General features: G+C 60.2%; 15 protein-coding genes. 4 read left to right on the forward strand and 11 right to left on the reverse strand.

Annotation, left to right across the window (positions count from 1 at the left end):
- Positions 1 to 17: 17 nt before the first annotated feature.
- From ACODTO_RS19180 to ACODTO_RS19225, 10 genes are all read right to left on the reverse strand, one after another.
- On the reverse strand, positions 18 to 1583 hold the full coding sequence (locus tag ACODTO_RS19180; protein ID WP_175384780.1) for a SpoVR family protein: 1566 nt from the start codon (positions 1581 to 1583) through the stop codon (positions 18 to 20).
- Entirely contained in the window at positions 1580 to 2851 is a 1272-nt protein-coding gene (locus ACODTO_RS19185; RefSeq protein WP_489106912.1) for a YeaH/YhbH family protein, read from the reverse strand. The genes ACODTO_RS19180 and ACODTO_RS19185 overlap by 4 nt, the downstream gene beginning before the upstream one ends.
- Before the next feature lie 111 nt (positions 2852 to 2962).
- The gene (locus ACODTO_RS19190) at positions 2963 to 4885 is read right to left on the reverse strand and encodes a PrkA family serine protein kinase (RefSeq protein ID WP_041023943.1); all 1923 of its coding nucleotides are present in this window, start codon (positions 4883 to 4885) and stop codon (positions 2963 to 2965) included.
- Between the two features lie 300 nt (positions 4886 to 5185).
- Positions 5186 to 5515 (reverse strand): thiosulfate sulfurtransferase GlpE, encoded by a 330-nt coding sequence (gene glpE, locus ACODTO_RS19195; RefSeq protein WP_139640601.1) that lies wholly within the window; start codon positions 5513 to 5515, stop codon positions 5186 to 5188.
- Positions 5516 to 5546: 31 nt separating this feature from the next.
- Positions 5547 to 6425 carry a symmetrical bis(5'-nucleosyl)-tetraphosphatase gene (locus ACODTO_RS19200; protein ID WP_139640599.1) on the reverse strand — a complete coding sequence of 293 codons (879 nt, stop codon included), beginning with the start codon at positions 6423 to 6425 and terminating at the stop codon, positions 5547 to 5549.
- Complete coding sequence (gene apaG, locus ACODTO_RS19205; protein WP_041023945.1) at positions 6425 to 6805, reverse strand: Co2+/Mg2+ efflux protein ApaG; 381 nt, start codon at positions 6803 to 6805, stop codon at positions 6425 to 6427. Before apaG ends, ACODTO_RS19200 begins: the two co-directional genes overlap by 1 nt.
- 108 nt (positions 6806 to 6913) lie before the next feature.
- Positions 6914 to 7732 carry a 16S rRNA (adenine(1518)-N(6)/adenine(1519)-N(6))-dimethyltransferase RsmA gene (rsmA, locus tag ACODTO_RS19210; protein ID WP_139640597.1) on the reverse strand — a complete coding sequence of 273 codons (819 nt, stop codon included), beginning with the start codon at positions 7730 to 7732 and terminating at the stop codon, positions 6914 to 6916.
- Positions 7729 to 8718: a 4-hydroxythreonine-4-phosphate dehydrogenase PdxA gene (gene pdxA / locus ACODTO_RS19215; RefSeq protein WP_175362411.1), complete on the reverse strand. Its 990-nt coding sequence runs from the start codon at positions 8716 to 8718 to the stop codon at positions 7729 to 7731. Before pdxA ends, rsmA begins: the two co-directional genes overlap by 4 nt.
- Complete coding sequence (surA, locus tag ACODTO_RS19220) at positions 8715 to 10031, reverse strand: peptidylprolyl isomerase SurA (protein ID WP_139640593.1); 1317 nt, start codon at positions 10029 to 10031, stop codon at positions 8715 to 8717. Before surA ends, pdxA begins: the two co-directional genes overlap by 4 nt.
- Positions 10012 to 12810, reverse strand: coding sequence for an LPS-assembly protein LptD (locus ACODTO_RS19225; RefSeq protein ID WP_175384782.1), 2799 nt, complete (start codon positions 12808 to 12810; stop codon positions 10012 to 10014). Before ACODTO_RS19225 ends, surA begins: the two co-directional genes overlap by 20 nt.
- Before the next feature lie 130 nt (positions 12811 to 12940).
- Here ACODTO_RS19225 and ACODTO_RS19230 point away from each other — a divergent pair, with 130 nt between their 5' ends.
- From ACODTO_RS19230 to ACODTO_RS19240, 3 genes are read left to right on the forward strand one after another with little or no spacing between them, the layout of a single operon-like run.
- A complete protein-coding gene (locus tag ACODTO_RS19230; RefSeq protein ID WP_139640589.1) occupies positions 12941 to 13966 on the forward strand; it encodes an aminoglycoside phosphotransferase family protein in 1026 nt (341 codons plus the stop codon).
- A complete protein-coding gene (murU, locus tag ACODTO_RS19235) occupies positions 13963 to 14634 on the forward strand; it encodes an N-acetylmuramate alpha-1-phosphate uridylyltransferase MurU (protein ID WP_139640587.1) in 672 nt (223 codons plus the stop codon). Before ACODTO_RS19230 ends, murU begins: the two co-directional genes overlap by 4 nt.
- Before the next feature lies 1 nt (position 14635).
- Positions 14636 to 15403: a TerB family tellurite resistance protein gene (locus tag ACODTO_RS19240; RefSeq protein WP_139640585.1), complete on the forward strand. Its 768-nt coding sequence runs from the start codon at positions 14636 to 14638 to the stop codon at positions 15401 to 15403.
- Between the two features lie 103 nt (positions 15404 to 15506).
- Here ACODTO_RS19240 and ACODTO_RS19245 read toward each other — a convergent pair whose 3' ends face one another.
- Positions 15507 to 16502, reverse strand: a complete 996-nt coding sequence (locus ACODTO_RS19245; RefSeq protein WP_139640583.1) for an alpha/beta hydrolase family protein — start codon at positions 16500 to 16502, stop codon at positions 15507 to 15509.
- 74 nt (positions 16503 to 16576) lie between these two features.
- Here ACODTO_RS19245 and ACODTO_RS19250 point away from each other — a divergent pair, with 74 nt between their 5' ends.
- Positions 16577 to 18973 carry a PAS domain-containing sensor histidine kinase gene (locus tag ACODTO_RS19250; protein ID WP_139640581.1) on the forward strand — a complete coding sequence of 799 codons (2397 nt, stop codon included), beginning with the start codon at positions 16577 to 16579 and terminating at the stop codon, positions 18971 to 18973.
- Positions 18974 to 19074 lie beyond the last annotated feature (101 nt).

The following is a 19074-nucleotide window of genomic DNA, read 5'->3' on the forward strand; positions in this document are numbered from 1 at the left end:
CGGAGGCGAAAACGGGATCAAAGATGGATGACGGCCAGGTCCAGGCGGCCGTAATCGCCTTCAGTCTGTTCGTTTCTGGGGGGGACATGGTGGGTTTTCATGACCTGGTCGCCCTGCAGGGTTTCCAGGTGGATGTCGAAGCCCCACAGGCGATGCAAGTGCTTGAGTACTTCATCCGTGGAGTCGCCCAGCGGTTTACGGTTGTGCGCCTGGTGACGCAAGGTCAGCGAGCGATCCCCCCGGCGGTCGATGCTGTAGATCTGTACGTTAGGCTCGCGATTGCCCAGGTTGTATTGCGCGGCCAGGGTTTCGCGGATGGTGCGGTAACCGCTTTCATCGTGGATGGCGGGCACCAGCAAGTCGTCCTTCTGGTCGTCATCGAGGATGCTGAACAATTTCAGGTCGCGGATCACTTTGGGCGAGAGGTATTGCAGGATAAAACTCTCGTCCTTGAAGCTGCTCATGGCGAACTTGATCGTGGACAACCAATCCGAGCCGGCAATTTCCGGAAACCAGCGGCGGTCCTCTTCGGTGGGGTTTTCGCACATGCGCCGTATGTCGCGGTACATGGCAAAACCCAGTGCATAAGGGTTGATGCCGCTGTAATAAGGGCTGTCGAATCCGGGTTGGAACACCACGCTGGTGTGGGACGTCAGGAACTCCATCATGAAACCGTCGGTGACCAGGCCTTCGTCATACAGGTCGTTCATCAAGGTGTAATGCCAGAACGTGGCCCACCCCTCGTTCATGACCTGGGTCTGGCGTTGCGGGTAGAAATACTGGGCAATCTTGCGCACGATGCGCACGATTTCCCGTTGCCACGGTTCCAGCAGCGGAGCGTGTTTTTCAATGAAATAGAGAATGTTTTCCTGGGGTTCGGCGGGGAACCGTGCGTTGTCCTTCTCACTGTACTTGTCGGCACCCTTGGGGATGGTGCGCCACAGGTCATTGATCTGCTTTTGCAGGTGTTCTTCCCGGTCTTTCTGGCGCCGGCGCTCTTCTTCCGCGGAAATCGGATAGGGCCTTTTGTAGCGATCCACTCCGTAGTTCATCAGGGCATGGCAGGAGTCCAGGAGATCTTCCACGGCATCGATGCCGTGGCGCTCCTCGCATTGCATGATGTACTGCTTGGCGAATACCAGGTAATCGATGATCGAACTGGCGTCGGTCCAGGTGCGGAACAGGTAGTTGCCCTTGAAGAAACTGTTATGGCCATAGCACGCGTGCGCCACCACCAGTGCCTGCATGCAAATGGTGTTTTCTTCCATCAGATAGGCGATGCAGGGGTCGGAATTGATCACGATCTCATAAGCCAGTCCCATCTGACCGCGACTGTAGGACTTTTCAGTGCTGAGGAAGTGCTTGCCATAGGACCAGTGGTGATAACCCAGCGGCATGCCGACCGACGCGTAGGCGTCCATCATTTGCTCGGCGGTGATCACCTCGATCTGGTTGGGGTAGGTGTCGAGGGCATAACGATCCGCGATACGGCTGATTTCGCGGTCGTAGGCCTGGATAAGCTCGAACGTCCATTCGGAGCCGGTGGAGATGGGTTGGCGCTTCTGCTCTTTTTTGGCGGTCATGTCACTAACCTGCGCTGGAAGAGTTCACGGAAGACCGGGTAGATATCCCCGGCCGAGACCAGTTGCTGTTGCGCAAACGTGTCGGAAAAGGCTTCGGCGATGCGTTCGTATTCATACCACAGGGCCTGATGTTCCCGTGGCGTAATCTCCACATAAGTGTAGTACTGGACGAACGGCATGATCTGGTTGATCAGGATGTCACGGCAGATCGGTGAGTCGTCGTTCCAGTTGTCCCCGTCGGACGCCTGGGCTGCATAGATGTTCCATTCATTGGCCGGATAACGCTCGGCCATGATTTCCTGCATCAGTTTCAAGGCGCTGGAGACGATGGTGCCGCCGGTTTCCCTGGAGTAGAAGAACTCTTCTTCATCCACTTCCCTGGCGCTGGTGTGATGGCGGATGAACACCACATCGATCTTGTCGTAGTTCCGCTTGAGAAACAGATACAGCAGGATGAAGAATCGCTTGGCGATATCCTTGGTGGCTTGGGTCATGGAGCCTGAAACGTCCATCAGGCAGAACATCACGGCCTTGGAGCTGGGGTTTGGCTGTTTGACCAACAAGTTGTACTTGAGGTCGAAGGTGTCGAGGAACGGAACCCGGTGGATACGGGCGCTGAGTTTCTCTATTTCCGCTTCCAGATCCTGAATGTCGCCGAAATTGTCAGGTTCCTCGCGCTTCAGTCGAGACAGCTCTTCCTTGACCTCGCGCAGTTTCGCCCGGCTGCTGCCCGACAGGGCGATGCGCCGGGCGTGGGCTGACCGGAGCGTGCGGATGATATTGATCCGAGATGGATTGCCTTCATTGCTGATGCCGGCGCGCACGGTCTTGAAGGTATCGGTGCCGGTCAGGTTGCGTTTGACCAGGTTTGGCAGCTCCAGGTCTTCGAACATGAACTCCAGGAATTCTTCCTGGGTAATCTGGAACACGAACTCGTCCATGCCCTCGCCGGAGTTACCGGCCTTGCCGGGCCCCTTGCCACCGCCTCCGCCCGGCGGGCGAGGGATGTGCTCGCCGCTGGTGAATTCCTTGTTGCCGGGGTGCACGACGGTCTGTTTGCCGCCGCGGCCATGGTGCAGCACCGGCTCGTCGATGTCGCGGCCGGGAATGCTGATCTGTTCGCCATGTTCCATGTCGGTAATGGAACGGCGGCTGACCGCTTCTTCCACGGCCTTCTTGATGTGGTCACGGTATCGCCGCAGGAATCGCTGGCGGTTCACCGTGCTCTTGTTCTTGCCATTGAGGCGTCGGTCGATCACATAGCTCATGGGGAGCCCTCCGGGGCAGCTTCAAGTTCCCAGCTTCAAGCTGCAAGCCGTGAGCACAAGGACGGTGAGCGCCCTTGTAGCCCATGGCTTGCTGCTTGTCGCTTCACTGCCTCACTGCGATTTCCGGACCCGCAGATACCACTCGGAAAGCAGCCGTACCTGTTTGTCGGTGTAGCCACGTTCGACCATGCGTGTGACGAAGTCGTTGTGTTTTTGCTGGTCCTCCTTGCTGGCCTTGGCGTTGAAGCTGATGACCGGCAACAGGTCCTCGGTGTTGGAGAACATTTTCTTCTCGATAACCACCCGCAGCTTTTCGTAGCTGAGCCAGGTGGGGTTCTTGCCGTTGTTGTTGGCTCGCGCCCGCAATACGAAGTTGACGATTTCGTTGCGGAAATCCTTCGGATTGCTGATGCCTGCCGGCTTCTCGATTTTTTCCAGCTCCTCGTTGAGCGCTACGCGGTTGAGAATTTCCCCGGTTTCCGGATCGCGGTATTCCTGATCCTGAATCCAGAAGTCTGCGTACAGCACGTAGCGGTCGAAGATGTTCTGGCCATATTCGCTGTAGGACTCCAGGTACGCGGTCTGGATCTCCTTGCCAATGAACTCGATATAACGCGGGGCCAGGTATTCCTTGAGGAAGCGCAGGTACCGCTCACGGGTTTCCGCCTGGAACTGTTCCTGCTCGATCTGCTGTTCCAGCACGTACAACAGGTGAACCGGGTTGGCGGCGATTTCGTGGGGGTCGAAGTTGAAGACCTTGGACAGGATCTTGAACGCGAACCGTGTGGACAGGCCGTTCATGCCCTCATCGACCCCCGCGTTGTCGCGGTATTCCTGGATCGATTTGGCCTTCGGATCGGTGTCCTTGAGGTTTTCTCCGTCATACACCCGCATCTTCGAATAGATGTTGGAGTTCTCCGGCTCCTTGAGGCGCGACAGCACGGTGAACTGGGCCAGCATCTTCAAGGTGTCGGGGGCGCAATGGGCCTTGGCCAGTGAGCTGTTGAACAGCAGCTTGTCGTAGATCTTCACCTCATCGGTGACCCGCAGGCAGTACGGCACCTTGACGATGTAGATCCGGTCGATGAACGCTTCGTTGTTCTTGTTGTTACGGAAGGTGTGCCATTCCGACTCGTTCGAGTGAGCCAGCAGGATGCCACTGAATGGAATCGCCCCCAGGCCCTCGGTACTGTTGTAGTTGCCTTCCTGGGTTGCGGTCAGCAAAGGGTGCAGCACTTTGATGGGCGCCTTGAACATCTCGACGAATTCCATCAGGCCCTGGTTGGCCCTGCACAGCGCGCCCGAGTAGCTGTAGGCATCGGCATCGTTCTGCGGGAATTCTTCCAGCTTGCGGATATCGACCTTGCCCACCAGGGCCGAAATGTCCTGGTTGTTCTCATCGCCCGGTTCCGTCTTGGCCACCCCGATCTGGTTGAGGATCGATGGGTAGAGCTTGACCACCTTGAACTGGCTGATGTCACCGCCGAACTCGGCCAGGCGCTTGGTGGCCCATGGCGACATGATGGTGTTGAGGTAGCGGCGTGGAATGCCAAAGTCTTCTTCGAGGATCGCGCCGTCTTCGGTGGCGTTGAACAGCCCCAGGGGCGATTCGAAGACCGGTGAGCCCTTGATCGCGTAGAAGGGCACCTTCTCGATCAGTTGCTTGAGTTTTTCGGCCAGGGACGATTTACCGCCACCCACCGGGCCAAGCAGATAGAGGATTTGCTTCTTCTCCTCCAGGCCTTGGGCTGCGTGGCGGAAATAGGACACGATCTGGTCGATGCATTCTTCCATCCCGTGGAAGTCTTCAAAGGCCGGATAGCGGCGGATCACCTTGTTGGAAAAAATCCGCGAGAGCCTCGAGTTGGTCGAGGTATCCAGCAGTTCGGGTTCTCCGATTGCCAGCAACAGACGCTCTGCCGCCGATGCATAGGCACTGCGGTCCTGCTTGCAGAGTTCGAGGTATTCCTGCAGCGAGTATTCCTCCTGCCGCGTGGACTCGAAACGTTGCTGGAAGTGGCTAAAAATACTCATGACGTCACCTCGCTCGATACGTGGAGCCGGTGTCGGATCAATCAGTCGTTGCTGGTCAGCCGCTGGGAATCCAGCTGCCGTTTATCCCCCCAGAATGCTTCCAGGATGAAGGTCCCTGAAAGCTGACTCCCGATGATCCGCGCGCCGGTGTACCGGCTCTCCCCTGTTTTGGATGGCCTGAGGCTAAGAATAGTTCGGAATCGGAGAGGCACAGGTGGAATGCGTAATAAGTTATGGCAGACCGTTCGTCTGCTATCGCTCAAGCCCGCGGTCCACGCGGGTTTGGGGCGGGATAAAAAATTATTCGTGAGGGCCTTGCGCCGTTTCTGACGGATAAGTCGTGCGCCAGAGTTCAAAGCCGCCATCCAGGCTATAGACATCGGTGAAGCCCTGGCCGACCAGATAGGCGGCTGCGCTCTGGCTGGAATTGCCGTGATAACAAACAACCACGACCGGAGCGTCAAGATCGGCCTTGGTAATGAAGTCATGCAGGGAATGGTTATCCAGGTGCTTGGACCCGCTGATATGAAGGGCGGAAAAAGTGGCAGGGTCGCGGATGTCGACGACGACCGCGCCTTGCTCTCGCAGGGCCTGGGCTTGGGCCGGGGGAATACGTTTGAATTCAGTCATGGGAGGGCTCCTGTAGCAGGCCAGGCGCCGATCAGACGGCGGTGCCGGTCGGCGATGACGCAATGGTCGGGTGTTGATGGGGATTGGCGTGACCTTGTTCGTCGCAGTCGCAACGCAGTCGTTCGCCGGTATCAATGTTCATCAGTGTCAGCGCTTCGCCCCACACGCAGCCGGTATCGAGAGCAAAGAGTCCTGGCTCGTCGCATTGGCCCAGCAGGGCTGCCCAGTGACCGAAAATGATCTTCAGGTTACGGGTCTTGCGTTCCTTGTGCTTGAACCAGGGTGCATAGCCGGGTGGTGCGGTCTCGATGCCTTCCTTGCCCTTGAGGTCGAGCTTGCCGTCGCGGGTGCAGAAGCGCATGCGGGTGAAGTAATTGGTGATGACCCGAAGGCGGGTCACGCCGGTGAGGTCGTTGTCCCATTTGACTGGATCGTTGCCATACATGCCGTCCAGGTAGGGACTGAACAGGTTGTCGTCGCGTAGCGCCTGTTCGACTTCTCCGGCGCACTTGAGCGCCCTGCGCAGGGACCACTGGGGCGGAATGCCGGCGTGGACCAGCGCCAGGTTGCGCTGTTCGTCGTAGTGCATGAGCTTTTGCTGGCGCAGCCATTCCAACAATTCGATGCAATCGGGGGCGTCGAGGATTTCCTTCAAGGTATCGGATTTCTTCAAACGCTCTATGTTTTGCCAGACGGCCAACAGGTGCAGGTCGTGATTGCCGAGCACGCACACCAGGGAATGGCGGATGCTGAAGAGGAAGCGCAACGTCTCAAGCGATTGCGGACCGCGGTTGACCAGATCGCCCACCAGCCACAACGTGTCTTTCTGCGGGTCGAAGGCGACCCGCTCCAGCAAACACTTGAGTGGGCTGAGGCAACCTTGCAGGTCGCCGACCGCATAGGTGGCCATCAGTGCAAGGCTCCGGGCACCGCCAGGCGAAAGGGCTTGATGACGGCATCGAAGCGTTTGCCGTCTTCGGCCAGCATCTGGTAGGTACCCTGCATGGTGCCAACTCGGGTCGTCATCACGGTGCCGCTGCTGTAGCTGTGGCTGTTGCCGGCGTCGATCAGCGGTTGCTGGCCGACCACACCCTCGCCACGCACCTCTTCGACATGACCGTCGCCATCGGTGATGACCCAGTGCCGCGACAGCAGCCTGGCCGGCAGCGAGCCGTTGTTGCGCACGGTGATCGTGTAGGCGAAGGCGAAACGGTTATGTTCGGGTTGTGACTGTTCTGCCAGGAAGCGGGTGGTGACGCTGACGTCGACCTGATAGCGAGGATCGGACATGCAAAAGGGCCTTAGAAACGGGACGCGGGCGTGGCTGAAGGGATCAGTCTAGGCCAAGTATCGGGTAGTAAACCAGAGGGGCATCCTACCCGAGACGGCGATTGTCCGTCAGATGGCTTCGGCTTTTGGTGCAGCCTGTTCGCTAAGCTTGTCGGCCAGGCGCACGAAGGCCGCCAGATCCAGTTGCTCGGGGCGCAGGCTGCCATCGACGCCCGCGGCCTCGATTTCGGCGCTGCTGAGCAGCAACTTCAGCGTATTGCGCAGGGTTTTTCGACGCTGGTTGAAGGCTTCGCGTACGACGCGTTCCAGCAGACGATGGTCCTTGGCCGGGTGCGGCAGCACCGCATGGGGGACGAGGCGGACAATGGCCGAGTCGACTTTGGGGGGCGGGTTGAAGGCCCCAGGGCCGACATTGAACAGGTGTTCGACACGGCAATGGTACTGGACCATGATCGAGAGGCGTCCCCAGTCACCACCGCCAGGACCGGCGGCGAGACGTTCGACCACTTCCTTTTGCAGCATGAAGTGCATGTCGCGAATCAGGCCAGCGTTGCTCAGCAGGTGGAAGATCAATGGCGTGGAGATGTTGTATGGCAGGTTACCCACGACCCGCAGGCTGTTCGGCGCGGCATTCAGACTGTTGAAGTCGAACTTCAGCGCGTCGCCCTGATGCAGGTTGAAGTTGCTCTTGCCGGCAAATTGCTGATTGAGGATCGGAACCAGGTCCTTGTCCAGCTCCACCACGTCCAGTTGCGCGCCGCTACCGAGCAGACCCTCGGTCAGGGCGCCCTGGCCCGGCCCGATTTCCAGCATGCGGTCGTCGGGCTTGGCATTGATGGAGCGCAGGATGCGATCGATCACACCGGCATCATGCAGGAAGTTCTGGCCGAAACGCTTGCGCGCACGGTGTTGGTATTGCTCGGTCATAAATGGGTCTCGGCCATCTGGTAGGCGGTTTCCAGGGCGACCTGCAGGCTGCCGGTATCGATTTTTCCGCTGCCGGCCAGGTCAAGGGCGGTGCCGTGGTCCACCGAAGTGCGGATGATCGGCAGGCCCAGGGTCACGTTGACTGCCGCGCCGAAGCCTTTGTACTTCAGCACGGGCAGGCCCTGGTCATGGTACATCGCCAGCACCGCGTCGCAGTGCTCCAGATATTTGGGGGTAAACAGAGTGTCGGCAGGCAGCGGGCCATGCAGGTTCATGCCTTCGCTGCGCAAGCGCTCCAATGTAGGTTCAATGATGTCGATTTCTTCGCGGCCCAGGTGTCCGCCCTCACCGGCATGGGGGTTGAGCCCGCAGACCAGGATGCGTGGGTGGGCGATGCCGAACTTTTCCTGCAGGTCGGCGTGCAGTATCCGCGTGACACGCTCCAGGCGCTCCGGGGTGATGGCGTCGGCAATGTCCCGCAAGGGCAAGTGGGTGGTCACCAGGGCCACCCGCAGACCACGGGTAGCGAGCATCATCACGACCTGTGCGGTGTGGGTCAGGTCCGCGAGGAATTCGGTGTGCCCGGAAAAGGCGATACCGGATTCGTTGATCACGCCCTTGTGTACCGGCGCGGTGATCATGCCGGCAAAAGCGCCATCCAGGCAGCCCTGGCCGGCCCGGGTCAGGGTTTCCAGAACGAAGCTGGCGTTGGCCTTATCCAGTTGTCCGGTGACGACCGGGGCGCCCAGGGGCGTATCCCAGACATACAGGCTGTTGGCCGGCGCTGGGGTGTCCGGCCAGGCATCCGGTGTCACTGGAAGCAGGTCGACGGCCACGCCCAACTGCGCAGCCCGCTCAAGGAGCAGGTTGCGGCTGGTGATGGCAATCAGGGGATATGGCTGGGGCTGCGCGGCGAGCAACAGGCACAGGTCGGGACCTATGCCGGCAGGCTCGCCGGGCGTCAGCGCGAAACGCTTGGGTTTCACTGCGCTGCCTGGTCTGCACCAGGGAGTTTGATTTCTACGTAGGCTTCGTCGCGGATCTGGCGCAGCCAGGTTTGCAGCTCTTCGTCGTACTTGCGATTGCGCAGGACCGTCATTGCCTGCTGTTCGCGGGCCTGGGTGGTGCTGTCGGTGGCGCGACGGCCAAGGACTTCCAGGACATGCCAGCCATAAGGACTCTTGAACGGCTTGGACAGTTGGCCTTGTGGTGTTTCGGCCATGACCTTGCGGAACTCGGGGACCAGCGCGTTTGGATCAACCCAGTTCAGATCGCCACCGTTGAGGGCCGATCCCGGGTCTTCCGAGAAACTCTTCGCCAGTTCGCCGAAGTCCTCGCCTGCTTCGATGCGGTCGTAGAGCTTCTCCGCCAGACGCTTGGTTTCGGCTTCGCTGCGAATTTCGCTGGGTTTGATCAGGATGTGGCGAACATGTACTTCGTCACGCACCTGCGCGCCGCCACCACGTTTCTCCAGCACCTTCAGGATAATGAAGCCGCCGGGAGTACGGGCAGGCTGGGTAATGTCACCCACCGCCATGGCACTCAGTTCGCGGTCAAACGGAGGCGGCAGCTGAGCGGGTTTGCGCCAGCCCATGTCGCCGCCTTCCAGAGCGTTTTCGCTGCCCGAGCGGGCGACGGCCATTTGACCGAAGTCGGCACCTTGCTTGAGCTGCTGGTAGACATCCATTGCCTGGCGATAAGCGCTCTGAATCGCTTCGGAGTTGGCGCTTTCCGGGGTGGGAATCAGGATGTTCGCCAGGTGCAGCTCTTCGGAAAGCTGCATCTTGCCCAGGTCGGAAGCGAGGAAGTTCTTCACTTCCTGCTCGGAAACCTGGATGCGTTCAGCCACTCGGCGCTGGCGCACGCGGCTGATGATCATCTCGCGGCGGATCTGGTCGCGGGCGTCGTCGTAGGACAGGCCATCATGCGCCAACGCGGCGCGGAACTGCTCGATGGTCATGTTGTTGCGCTGGGCAATGGTACCGACGGCCTGGTTCAGCTCTTCGTCAGTGATGCGAATACCGGAGCGTTCGCCGATCTGCAATTGCAGGTTTTCGACGATCAGGCGCTCAAGCACTTGCTGATCCAGCACGCCCGGCGGTGGCAGGCCGCCGCCGCGCTTGGCGATGGTTTGCTGCACTTCATGGACGCGCTGGTCCAACTGGCTCTGCATGACCACGTCGTTATCGACAATGGCCACCACTTTATCGATGGACTGTACCGCGGCGTTGGCCGCGGTACCCAGGAACAGCGCGCCCAGCATCAGCGGGCGCAGACAATCAGAAAGCTTGGTCTTCACGTTCACGATAACCTTGGATGCCTTTGTCGAGGAAGCTCTCTACCTTGGCGCCGGTGAGGCCGCCGAGTCCCTTCAGGACAATTTGGAGGAAGACGCCGTGGTCGCCTTTTTCGTTTTGCGGAGCTTCCTGACTGAATTCGTCATAGGAAACCCAGTAACGATTGATCAGGCGCAGTTTCCAGCAGCAGTTGTCGTATTCGAAACCACCGAAGGCTTCCAGGGTACGATTGCGGTTGTAGTCATACTGCCAGCGGCTGATCGCGTTCCACTGTGGAACGATCGGCCAGATGACCGAGAAATCGTGCTGCTTGATCTTGTAATAGTCCTTCACGTACCCAGGTGTACCCGGGGTGCCGTAGTCGCCACCACCCACTTGCCAGCGGCCGGTGGTCTGGTCATAGCGGACCAGGTCATTGCGATAGCGATAACCGGCGTTGATGACCTTGTTCGGGTTGTCTTCCGGCTGGTAGTGGAACATCGCGCTACCCGAGCGAGGGCTATGGGTGTCCGGGTCCCAGTTGTAGTCGGCGGTGGTGCGCCAGTCGCGGTTCCAGCGGTATTCGTATTCCAGGGCGTAAGGGGAAACGCTGGAGTGCGCATCTTCGCGAGTCTTGAAATCGATACCTGGCAGTTGAACCTCGCGGTCCTTGAAGTAGAAGGCCTGGCCAACGCTGATGCGCTGGCGTTCGAAACCATTTTCTTCGATCCAGCGGTTGGTGACACCCAGGGACAACTTGTTCTCATCGCCGACACGGTCGGAGCCGGTGAAGCGGTTATCCCGGAACAGCGACGAATAGCTGAAGGTGCTTTCGCTGGTATCGAAGACCGGTATGTCGCTCTGGTCTTTCTCCGGCACATAGAGGTAGTACAGGCGCGGCTCCAGGGTCTGGCGATAGTTCTTGCCGAACCACTGGGTGTCGCGATCAAAGTACAAGCCGCTGTCGATGCTGGCGATTGGAACGCCACGGCTCTGGTTACGGCTGTACGTGCCGAGAAGACGGTCGCCTTCAGCATTTTGGTTGGCAATATCGGTTTTGCCGCGATTGTCCAGATCCAGGTCGTACTGGGTGTATTGGTACTTGAGCGATGGCTTGATGAAGCCATAGCTCGCGTTCATCGGCAGACTGATGACTGGGGCCAGGTTCATCCGGTCGCCAGTAGCGCGTGCCAAGCCCGAGACGTTGCGGTCTAGGAATGGAGAGGATATGCCGTCTTGATCGGTGTAGTTGCCGCTCCTCAAATCACGATCAAACCGCACAAACTCGGTGTTATACGCAATATCCAGGCCGCCAGGATGCTGTGGTAATGCACCGTTGAAGGTGATCTGTGGCAGTCGATCATAAGGCGTGATATTCGAGATCGTGGCCATCTGATAGGCCTGGACGTTCAAGCGTGCTGTATACGTGTCGCCACGATAGCTGACAGCACCTTGCTGGTTCACGTAATCCCTGGACTCGACACCGATCTGATCGGTCTGCAGATCCTGGAAGTAATACGGGTCGCTGATCTTGGTGTAGTCGACTTCCGTCAGCACTCGCGAATCGAGGCCGCCCTTGTGCTGCCAGTTGTACATGTAGCGGGTCTTGCTGTAGTCGGTCTGCTTGCTGCGGTCGTCGTCCTCGTCGTTGAGGTACGCGGCGCCGAACTGACCTTCGCTGGACTTGGTCAGGTAGCGGAATTCGCCTTCCATCAACAGGCCACGCTTGGCCATGTAGCGGGGATACAACGTGGCGTCGTAGTTCGGCGCCAGGTTGAAGTAGTACGGGGTAACCAACATGAAACCGGTGTCGCTGCCACTGCCGATGGTGGGCGGCAGGAAGCCGGACTGGCGACGGTCGTCGATCGGGAAATAGATATAAGGCGTGTAGAGGACCGGGATGTCCTTGACCCGCAGCGTCACGTTGGTCGCGGTACCGAAGCCGGTGGCCGGGTTCAGGGTGATGTTGTTGCCCTTGAGCGTCCAGGCGTTGCTGTTCGGTTCGCACGTGGTGTACGTGCCGTCCTTGAGGCGGATGATCGCGTTCTCGGCACGCTTGGCGTACAGGGCGTTACCGCGGATGCGCGACTTGTGCATCACGTATTCGGCGTTGTCGACCTTGGCTTCGCCGGTGTCCAGCTGGACATCGGCGTGGTCGCCGACAATCAGCGCACCATTGTCGCGAACCCGTACGTTACCGCTCAGCTCGCCACGGTTCTCGGCCTGGTACAGGCTGGCTTCGTCCGCCTCGACCTGCATGCTGCCCTGACGCATGACCACGTCACCGGCCAGGGTCGCCACCTGCTGTTCCTGCTCGTAGCGTGAAGCCTTGGCGCCGAGGAAGGTCGGCGCGTCGCTCTTGGCCGTCTTGTCATTCATGCCAGGACGGGTCGGCTCGATATAGGCACCGGAGCAATAAGGTCCGGTTTCGGCCAATTGCGCAGGGGTGAGGTTCTCCCGTGGAACCCAGTCCAGGTGGCTGTAGTCTGCACTGCGCGACTTCAGGCCGCGGCCCTTGGCTTCGGTGACCAGCACCGGCTTGTCGCCGGCTGCTTCAACCGAACTGCTGCCGGCTGCAGCGTCGCCGCTGTCGGCAACGGCACTGCCTTCATGCACCGGACGTGGCGGCAATGCGGCGGCCGGGGTCTTGGGGGAACAGTCCCAGGCACCCGAAGCGGAGACGGAGCAGTCATACTGCTGCGCCGCGACGACGAATGAAGAGGCCAGGGGTTGCAGGGCCAGCAGACTGCCGGTGACCAGCAACGGAAATTTTTTACGAAACGCGGGGGATTTCAATGCCATCTTATTAGTCCGGGCTTCCTGCGTGCCATCTGCCCGCGGTGTGGGCCGCACGCCTCTCGATGGTCTGAAAAAGATGCTGGATAATAAAGCATGACCCGCTTGACGGCTAGGGCCGTCGGAGACCCTTGCAATGCCCGACCAAGATGTACGCTTGCAACACCTGAAAGTTTGGCTCGATGAGCAACTTCCGATCCTTTTTACTGCACAAGGCTGGGGCCCCGTCCCCCAGGCCACATTGACCGCGGCCAGCAGCGACGCGAGTTTCCGGCGTTATTTCCGCTGGGAAGGCGAGGGCCGCAGCCTGATCGTGATGGATGCGCCGCCACCCCAGGAAAACTGCAAACCCTTCGTGGATATTGCGTTTTTGCTGGCGAAATCCGGAATAAACGTGCCGAAAATTTATGCAGAAGATCTCGAAAGCGGCTTTCTTTTGCTCAATGACTTGGGCAACCAGACCTATCTGGACGTGATCGATGGGGAAAATGCCGACGATTTGTTCCGTGATGCCCTGCAGGCGCTGCTGGCTTTCCAGCAATTGCCGATGGTAGCGCCGTTGCCCAGCTATGACGTTGCATTGCTGCGTCGGGAACTGGAACTGTTCCCCGAGTGGTACGTCAAGCGCGAGCTGGGCATCGAGTTCGATTCGACACAGCAACGGCTCTGGCAGGAGGCCAGCGACCTGCTGATCGACAGCGCCCTGGCCCAGCCCAAAGTGCTGGTGCATCGCGACTACATGCCGCGCAACCTGATGCTCAGCGAACCGAACCCCGGCGTGCTGGATTTTCAGGATGCGGTCTACGGTCCTGTGACCTACGACGTGACCTGCCTGTTCAAGGACGCCTTCCTCAGTTGGCCCGAGGCGCGCGTGCGTGGCTGGCTGGAGGATTACTGGCGGCAGGCCAGTGCGCTCGGCATCCCCGTCCAGCCGGACATCGAAGACTTCCTGCGGGCCAGCGATCTGATGGGGGTACAGCGCCACCTCAAGGTCATCGGAATTTTCGCGCGCATCTGCCATCGTGATGGCAAGCCGCGTTATCTGGGCGACGTACCGCGCTTCTTCGCTTATATAGAAGCCGTCATTGCTCGTCGTCCTGAACTGGCGCAGTTGCACGCCTTGTTGTCCAGCCTGCCTCGTCCGGCCGGAGCGACGGTATGAAGGCGATGATCCTGGCGGCGGGCAAGGGCGAGCGCATGCGCCCCTTGACCCTGACGACCCCCAAGCCGCTGATTCGCGTCGGCGGCATTCCATTGATCGAATATCACCTGCAGGCGCTGGTCGCGGCCGGCTTCAGCGATATCGTGATCAACCATGCCTGGCTCGGTCAGCAGATCGAGGATCATCTGGGGGACGGTTCGCGATTTGGCGTGCGGATTCGTTATTCGCCAGAAGGGGAGCCGCTGGAGACCGGCGGTGGGATTTTCCGGGCCTTGCCGCTGTTGGGCGATGAGGCGTTCGTGGTGGTCAATGGCGATATCTGGACCGATTACGATTTCAGTGCCTTGCGTGGGCCGCTTGAAGGGCTGGCGCACCTGGTGCTGGTGGATAATCCTGAACATCACCCAGGCGGTGATTTCATCCTGGCCGACGGAAAGGTTCACGAAGGGGAGCCGGCTGCCGACAAACTGACCTATAGCGGCATTGCCGTCCTGCACCCAAGGTTGTTCGAGGGCTGCACGGATGGCGCGTTCAAGCTCGCACCGCTGCTGCGCCGAGCCATGGCAGAGGGGCAAGTCAGTGGCGAGCGCCTGGAAGGGCACTGGGTCGATGTGGGAACCCACGAACGTTTGATGCAAGTCGAAACCTTGATAGAAGCGAGCCGTTGATATGTGGTGGCCAGGGACTCTGATAGGAGCCGGAGCGGGCTTTGCCATAGCCAGCATTCCGGGGGCCATGCTCGGTGCGTTGTTGGGACAGGCGCTGGACCGGCGCCTGAACCTGCACGGCTGGGCACAGGTACGTGAGCGTCTGGGCGGTCGTCCGGCGTTGCGCAACGACGAGCTGTTGTTTGTCTTGTTGGGGCGACTGGCGAAAATCGATGGTCGGGTGGTCGACGGTCACATCCAGCAGGCTCGCCAGGAAATGCGTGCGCTGGACCTGAGCGAGCCGGCACAACGCCGGGCCATTGCGGCATTCAACCGAGGTAAGTCCGGAAACGACCGCTTGCGCGGTTATCTACGCCGTCTCGCCACCCAGCCTCATGCAGCTGAAGGTGTATTGCGGGCCTGTTGGCGGATGGTCTGGGCTGATGGTCGGGCTGGCGCCAGTGAGCGCGAGTTGCTCATCCAGTGGGGCAAGTGGTTGGGCTGGACGCCCCAGCAGGTCCAGGCGCTGGCGATTGATTACGAACCACAGAAGCCGTCGCTGCCCAACAGCGGCGTGACCTATCAGGAAGCGTTGCGTTTGCTGGGGGTGTCAGCCACCACCGAACCCTCGCAGATCAAGCGGGCCTATCGCCGGCTGCTCAGCCGTCACCATCCGGACAAAATTGCCGGTAGCGGCGCGACGCCCTTGCAGGTGCGCGAGGCCACGGACAAGACCCGGGAGCTGCATAACGCTTATCGGTTGATTCGGGAACGACGGGATTTTCGCTAGTGTCGTTGAATAAATAGTGGAGAGGCCCTGGGGCGGCTTCGCCGCCCGAGGGGATAAATCCCCTCGCCACGAGCCGGTGCCTGGCGAAAGCACCGGGTAAGCCTCATTCACCGGGAGTCTGTGGGTTCAACCACCCTCGAACCCGTCGAAACAACTGCTCCTGCTGCGCCGCCGCATTGGGCAAGGCCTTGAGAGAAACCTGGCTGAAACTCGACCCCTTCAGGCGTTTGCTCGCCTGAAGACGTTCCAGCGCTGCGTTGCGATCCAGCGGTTTGTCCACGTAGAAGACATCGGCGGTTGCCAGTTTCAAGGTCGGCGTGAGTTCGGCCAGGCCAGGTTTGGCGGTAACCGGGGACTGCGCGGCGACCATCACGAAACGTTCTATTTGCGCAGGCTGTTTTTCACTGAGGTAGCGCGCCGCCCAGTAGGCGCCGGTGCCGTGGCCCAACAGCACGATGCGGCGCGAGCTCTGTTGCTCGGCGTAGGCCAGTGCCGCATCGATGCGGGCGAAAATGCGTTCGGCGTCGGCCTTGACATGTTCTTCATCGGCTTCGGCGACGACCGGGTCGACAGCGTCTGCCTCGCCACCGGCCACCTGCTCGATCGGCGCCGCAGTCGTAGCGTCCGGGGCAGCGGCAGCCATGTCGGCTGGTTTGGTTTGCGGCGGGGTTTCCACTGCGCGCGGTGCGATGACATCGCCTTGTGGGTCTGGCAGCGTGATACTCAGGGTGTTCCATTCGACATCGGGCAGTTTTTTACGCAACGGCCCGATGACTTGAGGCCAGTCAGCGGTTTCACCGGCCCCAGGGATTATGATGACCGCGCCTTTGGGGTCACTGGTGTTGGCCGGTTTCCAGAGAGCCAGGAAGGTATCGCTACCGGTCTGCAGCTGTTGTTGTTCCTGTGGCGGGATTTTTCGTTCCAGCGCGGCCGCTTCTTCCTGGCTACGCTCGAGCAGGGGTTGGCGCTCGAGCGGTTTTGTCTCGGTGGGTTGATCCGTCACGGCAGGCGCCGGTTCGGCAGCCTGTACAGAAAACGCACTCGGCAGGATCAGCGACAGGCACAATGCTGGCAATGCCAGGCGGTGGACAAAGGGCATCGGATATTCCAGGGCCAGAAGTATTTCCGGCAGCCTAATGGGTTGGTCAGTATTTGTCAGTGCATGAGAGTTCAATGATGCGTTTTTGCTGCCTGTGGGTTATCGGCTGTTTATGGCTTCCCTTGATGACGTGGGCGGCGCCCGCGCCTTCAGCCCATGGCGTGCAATGGAGTGCCGAACAACACCAATGGTTGACACAACATCCCCAACTGCGGGTTGGCCTGGTCCTGCAGGCGCCGTATGCGCAGTACGATCGGCGTCTGCAACGCCTGTCCGGCACCAACGTCGAGTTGATGCAGTGGCTGGGCAAGATGTTGAATGTCGAGCTGACCTGGCGCAATTTCCAGGACGTGGCGCAACTGGAGGCCGCGCTGCGCGACGGTGAGGTGGATATCGCCCCGGGCCTGACCCAGACCCCGGGTGGACTCAGGCTCTGGCTGTTTTCCGATCCGTACATGCGCGTGCCGCAGTTGATTGTCGGTGAGCAGAAAAGCGCCGAGGGCGTGGAGCTGGAAAAGCTCGGCGCCCAGGTCCGGGTCGCGGTACGCATGCCCAGCGCCACGGCGGATTACCTGCATGGCACCTATCCGATGCTGAATCTGCAAGGCGTACCGATGGAACGTGAGGCCCTGCAACTGCTGCTCACTCAGCAGGCCCGATACGCGGTGGTCGACGAGGCGCAGTTGGGCAGGCTCATGGTCGAGCCGGAGTTCGCCGAGTTGGCGGTGGTCGGTGACATCGGGCTGCCGCAACTGCTGCGGGTCGCTACGCGTCGGGACTGGCCGGAACTGGCTGAGATCGTCGACAAGGGGCTGCAGGCGATTCCCGCCAGGGAACTGGAGCAATTGCACAGCCGCTGGCTCAAGCCCAAGTATCCGCGCCTGACCGAAACCCCGGGGTTCTGGCAGAACCTGACGTTGTTGATGCTGGCCTTGCTATTGAGCGCCATCGCCATCGTATTCTGGCAGCGTCGCCAGCAACGTGGGCTGGAGCGTCGTCTGCGCTCTGCGCGTGAAGACATCGCCCAGCGTGCCGCCAGCGAAGAAGCGCTGCGGCTCACCCAGTTTTCCATCGATCAAAGTACGGTCGGCATTCTCTGGGTCAACTGGGACAGCCATGTGCGTTATGCCAACCGCGCCGCTGAAACCATGCTTGGCTATGGACCCGGTGCGATCATCGAGCGCCCTTTGATCGATTTCGAGCCGGGCCTGCACATGGATCGCTGGTTGAGCCTGTGGAAGCGCGCCCGGGCCAGCGAGGACGGACCGCAGAGCTTCGAGACCGAGTGCGTGCGGGCCGATGGCAGTATCCTGCCGGCCGATGTTTCCCTGAGCTTCCTGCGTTTCCGTGATGCGGAATACCTGGTGGTCTACCTCAACGACGTGACTGAGCGCCGCCGCGCGCTGGCGGCGTTGCGCGAAAGCGAAGCGCGTCTGCAAGGCATCGCGGCCAACGTGCCGGGCCTGGTCTTTCGCCTGGAACGGGCACCGGTGACCGGGCAGATCGATTTTGCCTACATCAGCGAAGGCAGCGAAAGCCTGGTGGGTTACTCCCCCGCGACCCTGGCTCGCAGCGACACCGGTCTGCGCAGCCTGGTGCATCCGGAGGACAAGGCCGATTATCACCGTACCCAGGACCAGGCGTTGGACAGCGACAGTGACTGGTCGTGGCAGGGGCGCATCCTGACCCGTGAAGGCCGGGAGCGCTGGGCCGAGATCAAGGCAATCACCCGGCGTCTCGAGGATGGCGCCTACGTCTGGGACGGCATTGTCTGGGACATCACCGAAAGCAAGCGTATCGAGCTGGAGCTGGCCAGCTCCCGGGAGCAACTGCGCGAATTGTCGGCGCACCTGGAAAGTGTGCGGGAAGAGGAAAAAGCCCGTATCGCCCGGGAAGTCCACGACGAGTTGGGGCAGATGTTGACGGTGTTGAAGCTGGAGACTTCCATGTGCGAATTGGCCTATGCGCAACTGGACCCCGGCCTGCAGGAGCGACTCAACAGCATGAAGCGTCTGATCGCTCAGCTGTTCCAGTTGGTGCGAGATGTGGCGACGGCGTTGCGACCGCCTATTCTCGATGCCGGTATCGCCTCGGCCATCGAATGGCAGGCCCGACGCTTCGAGGCGCGTACGCAGATCCCGTGTCTGGTGCAGGTGCCCGACAATCTGCCGCCCTTAAGCGATGCCAAGGCGATCGGCCTGTTCCGTATTCTCCAGGAAGCGCTGACCAACGTGATGCGTCATGCCCAAGCGCACACCGTGGAGTTGACGCTGGTTTGCGAAGGCGATGAATTGTGTCTGATCGTGAGTGATGACGGTGTAGGATTTATTGCCGATACAGGTCGGCCGACATCTTTTGGGTTGGTAGGGATGCGCGAACGGGTACTGATCATGGGCGGGCGATTGTCCCTGGAAAGTGAACCGGGGGAGGGGACTACCTTGGCGGTATGGGTGCCGTTGCATGATGGCTGATGGGTGGGTTGCCTGGGCGGGCCAATCGCGAGCAGGCTCGCTCCCACAGGGCTATGTGGACATTAATGTGGGAGCGAGCCTGCTCGCGATTGGATTCTGAA

The sequence above is a fragment of the Pseudomonas sp. FG13 genome (genome assembly GCF_057809755.1).